Source organism: Photobacterium sanctipauli, from assembly GCF_003026495.1.
In the GTDB taxonomy this organism is placed as follows: domain Bacteria; phylum Pseudomonadota; class Gammaproteobacteria; order Enterobacterales; family Vibrionaceae; genus Photobacterium; species Photobacterium sanctipauli.
Map to the genome: position 1 here is coordinate 182,660 of NZ_PYMA01000006.1, position 15,619 is coordinate 198,278.

Genomic DNA, 15,619 nt, shown 5'->3' on the forward strand with positions numbered 1-15,619 from the left:
AATTACCCTTCCTTCTCAATTGTGTCCAGGCACTCACGTAGCAGTGGACCAAATTCATACTTACCTGGGCAAACGAACGTACATAGCGCTAGATCTTCTTCATCCAGCTCTAGTGCACCTAGCTGCTGAGCACTGTCAACGTCACCAGCACATAGGTCACGAAGAAGCAGTGTAGGTTCGATATCAAGCGGCATTACTTTTTCGTAGTTACCGATTGGCACCATTGAACGCTCAGAACCGTTCGTAGTCGTTGTCATGTTGAACAACTGACCTGGGAAGAACTGGCTTAGGAAAGAACGAGTAACAGAGAACTTGTTTTTACCTGGCGCAATCCAGCCTAATAACTCTTTCTCACGACCTTCACGAAGTGCTGTCACCTGTAGGTGGTAACGGCCTAGGTAAGCGTGAGGACCAGCTGCGTGAACACCGTTCAGTACAGAACCAGAAAGCACACGAAGCTCGCCTGGCATCATTTCTGAATCAGCAATTTGTTCGATAGACGCACCGATCTGAGTACGAACTAGACGAGGGTTGTTAACAACCGGACCCGCTAGAGATACCACACGGTCTGTGTAAAGCTCACCAGTCAGGAACAAGTTACCGAATGCGATAACGTCCTGGTAGTTGATGTGCCATGCCACGTGCTCAACGCTTGCACCAAACAGAGTATGAATGTGCGTACCAACAAGACCAGCTGGGTGCGGGCCGTTGAATACGTGCTCTTCAATGTTTGATTCGTTTGAACGAGGAAGGCTAGCACCAGACTTACAAACCAATACTTTGCCGCTTGTTAGGCGAGACAGTAGCGTCAGGCCAGCAACGAAAGCATCGCTTTGCTCGTTGATAACAACTTCTGGGTTTGCTGCTAGAGGGTTGGTGTCGATAGCTGTAACAAAGATAGCCTGAGTTTCAGCGTCGATAGCAGGTACCTTGCTGAAAGGACGCGTACGAAGCGCAGTCCACATGCCAGACTCAACAAGCTGGTCAACAATTGCCGAGCGCTCAAGTTGAGCTAGCTGGCTTGCTTCATAGCTGTTGAATGTTACTTGCTCATCGCCTTCTACATCAATCACTACAGATTGTAGAACACGCTTCGCACCACGGTTGATTTCTGCAACCTTGCCGCTGGCTGGAGCAGTGAACTTAACGCCAGGGTTCTTCTTGTCTTCAAAAAGAACCTGACCTTTTTTCACTACATCCCCTACGCGGATATGCATTGTAGGACGCATACCAACATATTCTTCGCCAAGCAAGGCGACACGTGTGATGGCCTTGCCATCATTTATCGCCTGGGCAGGAGTCCCTGAAATTGGGATATCCAGACCCTTCTTTATTGTAATCATACGCACTTGCACTACATTAACGGGAAAAAAAATTTTCTATTGCGCAATTTAGACACGACTTTCCTTCGTCCGAAGCCGGTTCGATCCGCGACCAGCACCGCAACATCCTATTCACTCACTCGTAACACTTTTTGGTTCGAGTAATTTTGAGCCCGCGATTCTAGCATTATTTTATTGGATTTTACCATGCCAAACCGCGCTAAACAGACTGAAAATCGGCTAACACTTTAAACGCAACCTATTTGTTTGGTAATTATTTTGACCTAACGCACAAATGTTGAAATCCACACGATTTATCATGTTTTTTTCACTTGCATCAGCTAGTTAATAAACTCACAACATCTCAAAAACACTCACAACAAAGGGGCAATATGCCCCCGATTTTGTATGTTTCAAATCTGTCTCGATGTTAACGAATTTATAGTACTTGAACGATAGCGTTACAAAATATTCGAATTCAAAGACTTACCTCATGGGTAATCAGCAATCGCTATACTGGTGGCGGTTACGCCTAGCCCGCCTTTATTACGCAGTCTCCAGTATAGACGCCATTACGTATATCGCTAAGCGAGCCACATCATTTCCATCGGCGAATTATTCTACCTAACGCTAAACATAAATGATGTAAGGAGATTCAAACTTCGCGCATAAAAAAACCGCAACTTGTGCGGTTTTTATCAGGCAAGATCTTGTCCATTAACCAATTTTCGAGCCGCCCATGCAATTTGGCGATGAAGGTGCCCCTTCACTCATGCCCTGCCACTCGGCCTCGGTGTAGGTATGCATCGCCAACGCGTGGATATCATTGGCCAACTCTTCAGCCAGTACGCCGTTGACCGAACGGTGGCGGCCAATTAAGCGAACACCTTCAAATTGCGCGCTCACAATCACAACCTTAAAATGACTTTCGGAGCCTTCAGGCACTGCGTGCATGTAGCTTTCGTTAATCACTTCCAGGTGCAAAGGCGAGAACGCGTCTTGTAGCTTTTCTTGTATACGTTCTTTGATCATAACTTTACTTTCCTCATAACGACTGATTTATCGCAAAAGCCACACCAGGCGCTAATAAGCTAAACAGAAAAGCTCAACACCTTATCGCTATAAGGCTATTAGCTATACCAGTAAAGGAATAAATAAGTTTGCAGCGATGGCGGGTTCTGCGAAAATAACCATTAAACCGTAAACATACCGTAAAGTAACCAGCAATGAAACCAGAGCTAACCCTGCACGAGCGTACACTTCAGCTATGCCGCTACCCTGTGCGTGACAACGATCCCCTGCAAGCTTGGGATGCTGCAGACGAGTACCTTATCAACCATGTTCAAGAGCAAGATCTGAACCTTGACCCGACCCGGCCAATCCTTATCTTGAACGATAGCTTTGGCGCCCTTAGCTGCTGGTTTGCAGAAAAAGGCAAGGTCACCACGGTGACCGACTCCTTTGTTGCCAAGCAAGGCATTCTCAACAACCTGGCGGCGAACCAGCTGCCTGACATTAATATCATCGATCCGCTTGCTGAGTTACCAAAGCAACCGCAATTGGTGTTAATGAAGCTACCGAAAAACAACCGCCTGCTAGTTTGGCAATTGCAGCAGCTTTGCCAGTTGCTGCCCGATGATTGCACAGTGGTTGCTGCCGACAAAGCAAAACAAATTCATACCTCGACCCTGAAGCTGTTCGAAAAACACCTGGGCGAAACCAAGACGTCATTGGCCGTTAAAAAGGCACGCCTGGTTTTCTGTCAGGCCAATCCTAATCTGGCCCAGCCGTTACCCGAGCCACAGCAATGGGCCGTGCCCGAGCACGATATGACCATTGCCAACCATGCCAATGTGTTCTCCAGCGATAGCCTGGATATCGGTGCCCGCCTGCTACTAGAGCATATTCCAAGCCACAATCGCTACAAAGGCATAGTGGACTTGGGCTGCGGCAATGGCGTGATAGGTATTAAGGCTGCACGGCTAAACCCCGAAGCAAAAGTGACCTGTGTCGATGAAAGCTACATGGCCGTTGCTTCGTGCAAGCTCAATGCGGAACAAAACCTCGACAATGCCGAGCAGGTTAATGCCGTGGTCAACAACTGCCTTGACGGGTTTGAACCGGAAAGCAACGATCTGGTGTTGTGTAACCCCCCTTTCCACCAGCAGAATGCCATTACCAGTCACATTGCGTGGCAAATGTTTTGTGATGCCAAGCGCGTTCTGAGAGCGAAAGGCCAGCTAATTATCATAGGAAACCGCCACCTCGGCTATGATGAGAAGCTCAAGCGCTTGTTTGGCAATGTAAAACTGATTGCCCAGAATAATAAATTTGTTGTTTATCAATCGAATAAATAACTACACTATGCCCTGTTTGGTTGCTGCCAGCAGCAACCCTTTAATTTTAAGGATAAAGTCATTATGAAAAAGCTACTTCTTGCAGCTTCAGTTCTTGCCCTTACGGCCTGCTCAGCACCTTCTGAGCCTCAGTTGACCATCTCTCCTGAACCAGTGATTGCAGCTCAACCAGTGGCGAATGGCCAACCGGTATCCATTGACAGCCGTGACCTGCGTACAGCCCAGTTTGTCGCTGTAGTCGACAGCGGTCGCCAAAATGTTCAGCCAATTCACGCCACGCAAAACCTGCGCGTAACGCTGGAAGATGCCCTGACCCGCCAGCTAAGCGCACAAGGCTACCGCGTGACTGAAGACAGCGAAGGCACGCTGCGCCTTGATATTCTTGAAGCCATGGTCAATGTTAAACATAGCGTGATGAGCCATGACCTAAACAGCAAGCTACAGTTACAACTGGTTGTCGAAACACCAAAAGGCAAGTTTGTTAAGCGCTACTCGGGTAAATCTGAGCGCTCCGGTGCCATGAGTGCCTCGGTTGAAGATATGGAACTGGCGATGAACAACCTCATCACTGCCGTACTGAAAGACATCTATGCCGATCCTGAGCTAAACACCTACATGCAGGAGAACCTATAAATGAAGCGTTTTCTAGCCGCCCTGATGCTGTGCCTTGCCCTGCCGGTAAGTGCTGCCACTCAGGTACTCGTGACAACCAGCCTTGGCGACTTCACCATCGAGCTTGATGAAAAGAATGCGCCAATTTCAAGCCAGAACTTCCTGCGCTACGTGGAAGATGGCAGCTACGTCGACACCATTTTCCACCGCGTGATCCCGGGCTTTATGGCACAGGGCGGTGGCTTTGACCAAGACATGAAGCGCCGTTCGAGTTACGAGCCAATCAAAAACGAATCCACCAATGGTGTGAGCAACGCGCGCGCAACAGTGGCAATGGCCCGTACCCAAGCCCCTGATTCAGCCACGCGTCAGTTCTACATCAACTACCAAAACAACAGCTTCCTCGATGCCAAAGGCAGCCAGCCTGGCTATGCCGTGTTCGGAAAAGTTGTGAACGGGTTCGCAGTTATTGAAAAAATGGCGCAAATTCCGACCACAACCATACGCTCTATGGGTATGAAAGATGTACCCCAGCAACCTATAGTTATTAAGGCTATTAAAATTATTAAAAACTAGGCATAGGCAGATTGTCACCTGATCATCTGTTTATGATCAGGTGACCACCATGCTTAAGCTCGTTTCATCTCAGCCTGAGGTTCCTTCCGAGCAGATCAGTCAGCACATTGCCGACTATGCCCCAGCCATTGCACTCAGTGCCCTTGGCACAGTGAATGGCGATGTTAACTATGACTCGATGAAAGTCACTGTCACCGAACACCTCCACGATTGGTGGAAGTTGTCCGTGCCTTCCGGTACCCCGGACGATAACTACGAATCCGCCTACTGGTACCTTGTCCATTTGCTCGAATCACTGGAAGAGCATGAATTATTGGGCAATAACTTTATGCAGTTCAAAGTCACCTCTACCGCGCAATACTTGCTCGGCGTTGGCGAGCACCAAACCAAGATGCAAGGGATAAGGCCCTGATCCATTCCGCCCTTCCCTATTTTGATGAACCCGACGCACTTCGTCTCTTTTTCTTGCCAAGCTATGACCAAACACGGCCTATCAGCATCTGTGATAGGCTTTTTAACTAATTTTGACTGTATTTTTACGCAATAACCCAGTAGCTTAGCTTTATAATTTGCTACCAACATTAGGAAAACCGGGGAAGACATGGAGCAATCAATTGACGAAAACAAACTAGGCTGGCGAGTCTACCTCGAAAAGAAAGTGCTGATTTTATTGGCCTTGGGGTTTTCATCAGGCCTGCCGTTACTGTTGGTTTTTGGCACCTTGTCATTCTGGCTGCGCGAAGCGGAAGTTAGCCGGACAGACATTGGTTTTTTTAGCTGGGTAGCGCTGGCTTACGGCTTCAAATGGGTATGGTCGCCCCTTATCGATCGCTTCCCGATTCCCATCCTTTCGTCATTGCTGGGGCGGCGCCGTGGATGGATGGTGTTCTCGCAATTACTGATTATCGCCTCTTTATACGGCATGGCAGTCAGCAATCCCCAAGTTGATTTACTGCAACTGGCAATCTTCGCCGTGATTGTAGCTTTCTCCTCGGCATCACAAGACATCGTGATTGATGCCTACCGTATTGAAATGGCATCAGAGCGACTTCAGGCAGCGCTTGCAGCAGCCTACATGACAGGCTACCGGCTGGCGATGATCATGGCCGGCGCGGGCGCGCTTGCCTTTGCTGCCTGGTTTGGCTCCGACACCGGATACGATCCAACTGGCTGGAAGTATGCCTACCTCATCATGGCTGGCTTTATGCTGGTTGGCTTGATCACCGCGTTGTGCATCCACGAGCCAGATGTTGATAGCTCGCAAATGGACAACGTGGAAAGAGAATACCGCCAGCAGCTAATCGATAAGGGAACAAGCCCAAGAGTGGCAAGGCTCACCGCTTGGTTCTACACCGCTGCCGTGATGCCATTTAAAGACTTCTTTGAGCGCTACGGCAAACAAGCCCTGCTCATTTTAGCCTTGATTGGCTGCTACCGTATTTCAGATGTGGTGATGGGCGTGATGGCCAATGCCTTTTATGTGGATATGGGCTTTACCAAAACCCAGGTCGCCTCAGTATCTAAAATCTATGGGGTGATCATGACCTTGGTCGGAGCGGGGCTTGGCGGGATTTTGGTCAGCAAATACTCGACCATGCGAATTCTGGCGTTGGGTGCCGTACTTGCGGCAATCACCAATATGGCCTTTATGATGTTCACCTATATTGGCAACAGCGTGCCAATGCTGACCGTGGTCATTTCGCTGGACAACCTCAGTGCGGGGATCGCAACGGCCGCATTTATTACTTATATGTCTAGCCTGACCAACGTGGCATTTTCTGCCACCCAGTATGCTTTGTTCAGCTCTATCATGTTGCTGTTCCCGAAATTCATTGCCGGCTTCTCGGGGCTATATGTCGATCAGTTTGGCTATAACATCTTTTTCTTCACTACCGCGTTAATTGGCCTGCCTGTACTTGGGCTCATTTATATCGTCAATAAGCACAATCCTCACTAGTGTAATCCACGCAATTTACTGCCTATATGCAATCAAATTAATTTAAAGGCGTATATCTGTTGATCAGGTATACGCCTTTTTTAGCTTTTGCACACATTTCATTGGCGTAAGCAATATAAATTGCCGCGTTAGATGGGCTACTTCTCACTTAGTTCAGAAAAAATACATTTAAATTCTTAAAAAATAGGATCAAGATCACCAAACCCCTAAAATGAAATCGATTACAAGAGATCAAGATCACATTTAGCAAAGGATTGCGCAAACGTTACATTCACAAGCGTGACATAAAACAATAGAATTGCCGCCAACAAAACACGGACACCCTAAAAAGTCCGGTTAAATAACACAATTAGCGAGAGTTCACCCATGCGTAAATCACTAGTAGCACTAGGCGTAGTTGCAGCAACAGTTGCAGCAGTTCCAGCACAAGCTGAATACCTATACGGTTTCGGTAACGTAAGCGTTAACTACCTAGATTGGTCAAACGGCACTGAAAACCGCTCAGGCAAGGAAGATTTCCTATACCTAGAGCTTGAAGGTGGCGCAGGCTTTACTTGGGGTGAGCTATACGGTTTCTTCGATCTTGAAAACGTACAAGACGGTGCGGGCGAAACTCGTGCTGCAAGTAAAGGTTCTATCGCGGTTAAGACTGGCCTTGATGAGCTACGTGTATACGCACAAACATACTCTACTGAAAACGGCGGCTGGCACGTACGTAACAACGTACTAGGTCTATCTTACAACATGAGTGGTGACGGCTGGTTCTTCAACCCATTCGTGGGCTTCCACCACACTAACACTGCTGGCTTTGTTGGCATGAACGGTGGTATGGCTGGTTGGGTAGCTGGCTACAACTTCAACGCATTCGGCGAAAGCTTCATGGTGTCTAACTGGCACGAAACTGAGTTTGCACGTAAAGATGGTTACGTAGCAGCTTCTGGCGAATCTGACGATCTAACAGCTAACGGTGCAATCGCACTATGGTGGAACGCAACTGATACAATCACAACTGGTGTTCAGTACCGTTACGCAGAAAACAAGCTAGGTCAATCTGGCTACGACAACGCTGTTATCTATACAGTTAAGTACAACTTCTAATCCAAGTTGTTACGATAAAAAAAGCACCTCCGGGTGCTTTTTTTGTGCCTGATACCTAGCCCGCCCGCTTTCTCTCAAAAATAAGATAGAAGTTATCTTCAAGACAACGCCGCTTTGTCATTCATTTTCCAACCAATTTTTTCTTCGCCTTCATTTTAAAGGCAAGATCCTTGCCTAGCCTTTAAGACCGTGAACCAAGGTTGAGAAATTCCGCTAGCCTTTATAACAATGAAGAAGCTGTGTTTTGCTCCTTCACTTCCACCGCTTCAACACCGTGATGACTTCAATCGATAACAGCATCAAACCTACGCACATTATTACAACGCAGTAGGTAACGGGTCGAAGAATAAGCAATGGCAAATGGCTAGCGAGACGTGATCATGCATAAAACTTTGACAGCTATCAGTATCAGCTCTGCCTTGGCCTTATCTGGCCACAGTTTCGCCGTCGACTACTCCGACGATATACATAAAAACGACTATAAATGGTTCCAATTTAACTTGATGTACGCCCTCGAAGAGTTGCCTCGCTCGCCGGATGCGCGTTCAGGCCATGACTACCTCGAAATGGAATTCGGCGGCCGTTCCGGTATTTTCGATTTATATGGCTACGTCGATGTTTTCGACCTAACCGACCACGATGCCAGCGATAAAAATGACCGGGCAAAAATATTCATGAAGTTTGCGCCTCGGCTATCGCTTGATGCCATGACAAAAAAAGATTTGTCTATCGGGCCATTCCAGGAATTTTACATTGCCACCCTGTTCAACTGGGATGGCGGATATTCAAAAAATAGCGACTTCCCGCCGGTTAATAACTCTTTTTGGGGCATAGGTAGCGACGTTCAAGTGCCTTGGTTTGGCAAAGTTGGCCTCAACCTATACGGCACCTATGACATCAACAATAAGGACTGGAACGGTTTGCAGCTTTCCACCAACTGGTTCAAGCCCTTCTATACCTTCAGCAATGGAACCTTTATGGCCTACCAAGGCTACATCGATTACCAGTTCGCTGCCGACGATACCTTCAAGGGCAATGATCAAGCCAACCATGGTGGGGTCATGTTCAACGGCTTCTACTGGCACTCCGATCGCTATTCGCTAGGCTATGGTTTCAAGCTATACCATGATGTTTACTTAATCGAAGATAGTGCAGACCTTGAATCTACGGGCATCAGCCATTACTTCTCAGCCATCTACAAATTCTAGCCATAGCCAAAACCTATCTAGATTAACCATACCTACCCAGCTCATGGAAGAGCTGCACTTTCCACTTTAGGGTTTTCCCACTCCCCAGTGCTATGATGCGTTTGTCTTCTTTATGCCTGACATGGAACAGTAGCAATGAACATCACCGTTGTGGGTGCGGGAGCTGTGGGCCGCCTTTGGGGTAGTCAACTTAGCCGGCATCACAAGATCCAGTTTTGGACCCGCCAGCCAGTAGACAATATTCGTTTTAGCTTTAATACGCTTGACGGGATCACCCATCCCTTGGCTTTTGTTGCCAATGACGCAATGCAGCTTGCTAGCAGTGATTTAATTATTGTGACCGTAAAAGCTTTTCAGGTGGAAACCGCCCTCGGTCAACTAAAAGCAAAGATACCCACTTCAACACCTGTGGTTATCATGCATAACGGAATGGGGACCCACAAGCGGGTAGAAGCACTGCTACCGGAGAATCCAATTATCTATGCCACCACCGCCCAAGCGGCATATCGGCCGGATGAAGACACCTTAGCCCATACCGGTATTGGCCAAACATGGCTCGGTGGGCTAAACCTGCGAGCAAAAAAACTGAGCGATCTTGCCGGGCACTTCGAGCTTGCCCTGGCACCAACGCAGTGGCATCCAGACATTTTCCAGCCCTTATGGACTAAGCTAGCGATAAACTGTGCCATCAATCCACTGACCGCTATTCACCAGTGCCGCAACGGCGAGCTGGCTCAGGCAGGGTACCAAACACAACTCGCCACCATTTGTGATGAGGTTGCCATGGTGATGAGCGCCGAAGGCTACCCCACCAGCGGGCCATTACTGAAGCAGCAAGTGGATAAGGTTATTTTGGCAACAGCCAGTAATTTTTCTTCAATGAATCAAGATGTTTGCCAACAAAGAGCCACTGAAATCGACTATATTACCGGCTACCTAGTCGAACGTGCCAAGGCGCACGGTATCGAGGTTGCGGAAAACCTCAGGCTATGGCAACAGATCAAACAACTGGAGCAACAATACCATGACAGATAACGTATCCGCCCCAATCAAGGTTGCGGTGTGCATCGCCCCCGGCACCGAAGAAATGGAAGCCATCACGACCATTGATATCTTGATCCGTGCAGGCTATGAAGTCACGACAGCGAGCGTCGCCTCCGACGGTGCACTGATCATGACGGGCTCCCGTGGTATTAAGTTGGTCGCCGATACGGCATTGGTGAACATTGCCGACGACCCTTTCGATTGTGTGGTACTACCCGGCGGCGTGGGCGGTGCGGAGTGTTTTCGTGACAGCCCGCTGCTGGTTGAGTTTGTTAACCAGCATAAGTATGACGGCAAGCTAATTGCGGCTATCTGCGCTGCACCAGCTGTGGTACTTGAGCATCACAAACTCTATCCAGACGCACTGATGACGGCTCACCCGGCGTTTATTGAGCAGATCCCTGAAGATCGCCGTCGCACCAAGCGGGTATTATACGATGTGAACAACCATTTGCTGACCAGCCAAGGTCCCGGCACCGCGCAAGAGTTTGCCTTTGAAATCATCGTCAAGCTCAGCAGCAAGGAGCATGCCGCCAGCGTGGCCGAGCCAATGGTGGTATGGCCGAACATGCACTACGGTATTTTGCCGAGAAAGTAAGGCTTACAACCAGAGAAAGGCATAAAAAAAACGAGAGCTAGATGCTCTCGTTTTTATTTTTGTATCAGCTAGTTACTCATAGGAGCATAGCTTCACGGTACCGCTGTTAAGGACGGTAAACCTTAACGTTCTCATAGCCATTTTCTTTCAGGTACAGTGCCTGAAGGCGGCTCATTACGCCACGGTCGCAATACAGCAAGTAAGTCTTGTCTTGCGGTAGCTCGCCGAACTGGGTTGCCAGCTTGTAGAACGGTAGGTGCTTCACTTCTACGTCGTCGATCTCCAGCGGGTTCTCGTCTTCTTCATCCGGGCTGCGGATATCAAGGACGATGGCGTTGCTGTCGATTTGATCAACCAGTTCAATTTCCGGTGCTTGTTCCTGACTTTCTTTTTCGATGTCACGAATATCCATCACACGGGCCTCTGCTACCACACGCTCAAGCACGGTAAAGTCAAACTTCGCTTCTTCTGCTTCCAGTTTTTCTTTCACCGCTTTCACTGTCGGGCTCTTCGAGATCACACCGCAGAACTCCGGCATGGTCTTGGCAAACTCTTCAGTACCGATATCACGGGCGACATCAATGATGTCTTCTTTGTCCCAGTTGATCAGCGGACGCAAGATCAACGAATCGGTCACACCATCGATATGGCGAAGGTTGGTTAGCGTCTGACTAGACACCTGGCCCAATGCTTCACCCGTTACCAGCGCTTGAATGCCAAAGCGCTCAGCTACCATGCCCGCGGCGCGCATGAACATACGCTTCAGTACCACGCCCATTTGGCCATCATCGATATTCTCTAAGATTTCGCCCACAACAGGATCAAAATCGATAGCGATGAATTTCACCTTGGCTGACGAGCCATACTTCTTCCAGAGGAAGTGGGAAACCTGCTTCACACCGATTTCATGGGCCGGGCCGCCAAGGTTGAAGAAACAGTAGTGAACCTTACTACCACGCTTGATGTGCAGGTAGCTTGATACACCCGAATCGAAGCCACCAGAAATCAGGCTCAATACGTCTTCTTGGGTCCCCAGAGGGAAGCCGCCAAGGCCTTTGTGACGAGCAAGGATTTGGTGCAGTGTATCGTTAGATACTTCAACACGTACCGTCACATCTGGGTTCTTCAGCTTCACAGAAGCAGACTCAATCGCCTGATTCAAGCCGCCACCCACGTAGCGCTCAAGTTCAATCGATGTAAAGTCGTGCTTACCCACACGCTTGGCACGCACGCAGAAGGTCTTGCCTTCCAGCTGATCACGTACGTGATCTAGCGTCTGCTCGTAGATATCGTGCAGATCGGTAAATGTCGTCTGCTTCACCTCAAGCACATGGTGGATACCCGGTGTTTGAGTCAGAACCGCCAACACATCATCACGTAGGCTGTCGTCTTTGCCCGATACTTCAATGTGGCTACGACGGTTGTGAACCGCAATGGAGTCAGACAATCGCTGAAGAATGATGCGGATGTTGCATTCCAAAATTTTGGTAAAACGCTTACGAACCGATTCACTTTTTACAAAAATCTCAGGATGGGGTTTAACAATAAATTTCATAACACGCTTCGCTACACAGGGCCAAACAATACCAAAAAGGATCAAAGGCGCGAATTATACAGCAAGCAGGCTGTCGCTGAAACAAGGATATAGCTTCAAGTCACTTTGGTATCTATGGTTACAGTAAGATTAGCCCGCTGCAATTAACTATAGTGTAGGCATAAAAAAAGCAGCGACCATAAAATGACCGCTGCTTCTGAATGAAATTACCCGTATCGAGTGCCGGCACTTACGCTGACGGGCTACTGCTCAACTCTTCCGAATAGTGCGGTTCACCCTGCATAATGGAAATTTCCACCCTGCGGTTAGCCTTGCGCTCTTCCGGAGTACGGTTTTTATTAAGAGGTGCGGTATCAGCCAATCCCACCACCCGAAGGCGCTGGTGATCAAAGCCGTCTACCTGCTCCATTTCCTGGGCGACCGATACTGCACGTTGAGCAGATAGATCCCAGTTAGATCGGTATAGCTCCGAGTCCAGCTTCTGGTTGTCGGTATGGCCCGTCACCCGGATCACCCCCGGTACATCTTTCACGAGATCGGCCACTTGGCGAACCAGCGGTCGGAATTTAGGTTGCAGGAAAGCCGACCCTTCGGGGAAGGCTCCTTTTTCCTTGATGCGGATCACCACCTGCTGGCCGAGGTTCTCCACTTCCACCGCGCCTTCATCAATTTCGCGGTCAAGTGCCTGCTTGAGCACTTCCAGCAGTTGCTGCTGGGCCTCCGACATTTCCTGTTCGCTATTTTGGTTTTCCTGAGTGGCAATATCGGCACTCTGACCACCGGTTAGCTTACCGGCATCGCGCTTGGTGCCGCCGGCACGCTCGGAATCTCCTTCGTGGAAATCCAGCGTTCGCTGGGTCATGTCAATGGTTTGCTGCATGATCACATCAATCGGCGTCGGTTCAGGACGCCCCGGACGAAACTCCTGTGCAATCACACTGGTCCCCTTGGGAATATCTTTCACCTCAAGCATATTCTGAACACCAAAGGCGAACTTCATCGAACCGGCAATCTGCTTGAATTTCAGTACATCCATCTCCGAGAACGACAGCAACAGTACAAAGAAGCACATCAGCAAGGTACTCAAGTCAGCGAAGGTACCCATCCATTGCGGTAGCCCCGGAGGGGGGCACTTATGTTCCTCATCCATCTCAGGCTCCTTTACTCATCACCGTTGATGGTACGTTTCTTCTCGTTGAGGTAGTTCTTGAGGTAGCCGTCGATCACCCGTGGGTTCTGCCCATCCTGAATTGCCAATACCCCATCCAAGATCAGGCGGCGGTTAAGCTTTTCTTCGTCTTTGCGAAGTGCCAGCTTGGCGGCAATCGGCAGCATCACCATGTTGGCCAAAATCGCACCGTAAAGCGTCGTCAAAAGTGCTACCGCCATGGCCGGGCCGATCGATTTCGGGTCGTCCATGTTCGACAGCATAGCAACCAAGCCAATCAGGGTACCAATCATACCCATCGCCGGCGCGACATCCCCGAGGGCTTTGAAAATACCGATCCCCTGCTCGTGGCGCTCATTGGTAAGGCCAATGTCTTTTTGCAACGTTGAACGTACGACATCGGCATCATGGCCATCGACAAGCAAGTCGACCCCTTTGCGCAAGAAAGAGTTCTCTACCTCCATCTCTTCCAACGCCAGAAAACCACCTTTACGTGCCGCATCGGCCATTTCAACGATTTTAGCAATCAGATCTTCAGGATTGTCGGTCTTGAACATAAACGCCTTGGCGGCAATTTTTGCCCCGCCGAAGAATTGCCCAACACTGTATTGCATCAGTGCAACAAACAAAGAACCACAGACTACGATCAAAATCGACTGGGTATCGACAAACATACTGATGCTGCCACCAAGCACCATGGCCATGATGACAAAGACAAAAGCGCCGATTAATCCTATGAGGGTCGCCAAATCCACTTGATAGTCTCCAAACTTGTTACACAGTGAGCATGATCTTTCTGCTGCACATTCTATCTAATTGCTACTTTATCGGCATCAATCAATTTAGATTTAGCTTTCTTGGTTCAAAAGATGAAAATTACTGTCTGTGACACAGATTACTGTGCGATAATTTGACCCTGATTAAGCTCTACGTTATTTTTCTTGCACTTAAAAAGAAGCGATATAGTTATGGCAGCCAAAAAACCAGAAAATATGGCCTTTGAAGCCGCACTGGACGAACTAGACAGCATCGTTAACGAGCTGGAGTCCGGTGATATTGCATTGGAAGATGCGTTGAAAAAATTCGAACGTGGCATTGCACTTGCTCGCAGCAGCCAACAAAAATTGACTCAAGCAGAGCAGCGTGTAGAAATCCTGCTGCAAGCAGACGACCAAGCTCCCCTGACTGAATTCGATGCAAGTAATGAATAACACTCCTTCACTGTCGCAATCCCTTGGTTATTACCAGCAGCGAAACAATCAACAGCTAAGCCAGTGGATCGAGCAGCAGCCGTTTTCCGACCTGCCGCTAATCAAGGCCATGAAGCACGGTACTTTGCTGGGCGGTAAACGCGCGCGCCCTTACCTGACCTATATCACGGGTGAAATGCTTGGTGTCGAACTCGACCACCTTGATACCCCGGCGGCGGCAGTGGAGTGTATCCATGCCTATTCGCTGATCCACGATGATCTGCCAGCCATGGACGACGACGATCTACGCCGCGGCCAACCGACTTGCCATATCGCATTTGATGAAGCGACAGCCATCTTGGCCGGCGATGCCTTACAAACATTGGCGTTTGATATCTTGGCCTCTGGCCCGCTTAGCCATGACGGGGAAACCCAACGTGTAGCCATGGTAAAAGAACTGGCCCAAGCCTCAGGTGCCAGCGGTATGTGCATGGGACAAGCCCTCGATATTGCAGCCGAAGGCAAACACGTCGATCTTGAGCAGCTGGAAACTATCCACAAGCATAAAACCGGCGCCCTCATCCGTTGTGCAATCCGCCTAGGTGCACTGGCAGCTGGCGACAAAGGGCTCGCGGTTCTTCCGCAATTAAATCAATATGCCGATGCAATTGGATTGGCGTTTCAAGTCCAAGACGATATTCTTGACGTAATAAGTGATACAGAAACCCTCGGCAAACCTCAGGGTTCCGACCTCAAGCTGGACAAAAGTACCTATCCAGCCTTACTTGGGTTAGATGGCGCGAAGGCAAAAGCACAACAATTATATCAAGATGCGCTACACGCATTGGAAGCAATACCCTACAATACAGACCAATTAGAAGTTTTTGCCCGATACGTCATCGAGCGCAACAACTAAAAACAGTAAAGCGCCGTG

At 48.9% G+C, this 15,619-nt stretch carries 16 protein-coding genes; 11 read left to right on the forward strand and 5 right to left on the reverse strand.

The window, feature by feature from the left end; all coding sequences use genetic code 11:
- Positions 1 to 2: 2 nt before the first annotated feature.
- Entirely contained in the window at positions 3 to 1,343 is a 1,341-nt protein-coding gene (locus C9I98_RS11970) for a Na(+)-translocating NADH-quinone reductase subunit A (protein WP_036831963.1), read from the reverse strand.
- A 696-nt stretch (positions 1,344 to 2,039) separates the two neighbouring features.
- On the reverse strand, positions 2,040 to 2,354 hold the full coding sequence (gene bolA / locus C9I98_RS11975; protein WP_036831961.1) for a transcriptional regulator BolA: 315 nt from the start codon (positions 2,352 to 2,354) through the stop codon (positions 2,040 to 2,042).
- A gap of 194 nt (positions 2,355 to 2,548) precedes the next feature.
- Between bolA and C9I98_RS11980 the strand changes: the two genes are divergently transcribed.
- The 9 genes from C9I98_RS11980 to C9I98_RS12020 all read left to right on the forward strand — a co-directional run bounded on the left by C9I98_RS11980 (position 2,549) and on the right by C9I98_RS12020 (position 10,772).
- A complete protein-coding gene (locus C9I98_RS11980; protein ID WP_036831958.1) occupies positions 2,549 to 3,679 on the forward strand; it encodes a methyltransferase in 1,131 nt (376 codons plus the stop codon).
- A gap of 63 nt (positions 3,680 to 3,742) precedes the next feature.
- Positions 3,743 to 4,312 carry a YajG family lipoprotein gene (locus C9I98_RS11985; RefSeq protein WP_036831956.1) on the forward strand — a complete coding sequence of 190 codons (570 nt, stop codon included), beginning with the start codon at positions 3,743 to 3,745 and terminating at the stop codon, positions 4,310 to 4,312.
- On the forward strand, positions 4,313 to 4,867 hold the full coding sequence (locus tag C9I98_RS11990) for a peptidylprolyl isomerase (RefSeq protein WP_036831953.1): 555 nt from the start codon (positions 4,313 to 4,315) through the stop codon (positions 4,865 to 4,867).
- A gap of 49 nt (positions 4,868 to 4,916) precedes the next feature.
- Complete coding sequence (locus C9I98_RS11995; RefSeq protein WP_036831951.1) at positions 4,917 to 5,279, forward strand: hypothetical protein; 363 nt, start codon at positions 4,917 to 4,919, stop codon at positions 5,277 to 5,279.
- A gap of 189 nt (positions 5,280 to 5,468) precedes the next feature.
- The gene (locus C9I98_RS12000; RefSeq protein ID WP_036831949.1) at positions 5,469 to 6,824 is read left to right on the forward strand and encodes an AmpG family muropeptide MFS transporter; all 1,356 of its coding nucleotides are present in this window, start codon (positions 5,469 to 5,471) and stop codon (positions 6,822 to 6,824) included.
- Positions 6,825 to 7,190: 366 nt separating this feature from the next.
- Positions 7,191 to 7,922, forward strand: coding sequence for an outer membrane protein OmpK (locus C9I98_RS12005; protein WP_036815901.1), 732 nt, complete (start codon positions 7,191 to 7,193; stop codon positions 7,920 to 7,922).
- Between the two features lie 380 nt (positions 7,923 to 8,302).
- A complete protein-coding gene (locus C9I98_RS12010) occupies positions 8,303 to 9,130 on the forward strand; it encodes a nucleoside-specific channel-forming Tsx family protein (protein WP_036815904.1) in 828 nt (275 codons plus the stop codon).
- Between the two features lie 135 nt (positions 9,131 to 9,265).
- Positions 9,266 to 10,165 carry a 2-dehydropantoate 2-reductase gene (gene panE / locus C9I98_RS12015; protein ID WP_036815906.1) on the forward strand — a complete coding sequence of 300 codons (900 nt, stop codon included), beginning with the start codon at positions 9,266 to 9,268 and terminating at the stop codon, positions 10,163 to 10,165.
- Entirely contained in the window at positions 10,155 to 10,772 is a 618-nt protein-coding gene (locus tag C9I98_RS12020) for a DJ-1 family glyoxalase III (protein WP_036815907.1), read from the forward strand. Before panE ends, C9I98_RS12020 begins: the two co-directional genes overlap by 11 nt.
- A 106-nt stretch (positions 10,773 to 10,878) precedes the next feature.
- On the opposite strand, the gene thiI is transcribed toward C9I98_RS12020, so the two are convergent.
- The 3 genes from thiI to pomA form a co-directional block, all read right to left on the reverse strand.
- On the reverse strand, positions 10,879 to 12,327 hold the full coding sequence (gene thiI, locus C9I98_RS12025; protein ID WP_036815908.1) for a tRNA uracil 4-sulfurtransferase ThiI: 1,449 nt from the start codon (positions 12,325 to 12,327) through the stop codon (positions 10,879 to 10,881).
- Between the two features lie 229 nt (positions 12,328 to 12,556).
- The gene (locus C9I98_RS12030; RefSeq protein ID WP_036815909.1) at positions 12,557 to 13,477 is read right to left on the reverse strand and encodes a flagellar motor protein MotB; all 921 of its coding nucleotides are present in this window, start codon (positions 13,475 to 13,477) and stop codon (positions 12,557 to 12,559) included.
- 11 nt (positions 13,478 to 13,488) lie between these two features.
- Positions 13,489 to 14,250: a flagellar motor protein PomA gene (pomA, locus tag C9I98_RS12035; RefSeq protein ID WP_036815910.1), complete on the reverse strand. Its 762-nt coding sequence runs from the start codon at positions 14,248 to 14,250 to the stop codon at positions 13,489 to 13,491.
- A gap of 213 nt (positions 14,251 to 14,463) precedes the next feature.
- Between pomA and xseB the strand changes: the two genes are divergently transcribed.
- Together xseB and ispA are read left to right on the forward strand one after the other, a co-directional pair.
- Complete coding sequence (gene xseB / locus C9I98_RS12040; RefSeq protein ID WP_036815912.1) at positions 14,464 to 14,706, forward strand: exodeoxyribonuclease VII small subunit; 243 nt, start codon at positions 14,464 to 14,466, stop codon at positions 14,704 to 14,706.
- Positions 14,699 to 15,601, forward strand: a complete 903-nt coding sequence (ispA, locus tag C9I98_RS12045) for a (2E,6E)-farnesyl diphosphate synthase (protein ID WP_036815927.1) — start codon at positions 14,699 to 14,701, stop codon at positions 15,599 to 15,601. Before xseB ends, ispA begins: the two co-directional genes overlap by 8 nt.
- Positions 15,602 to 15,619 lie beyond the last annotated feature (18 nt).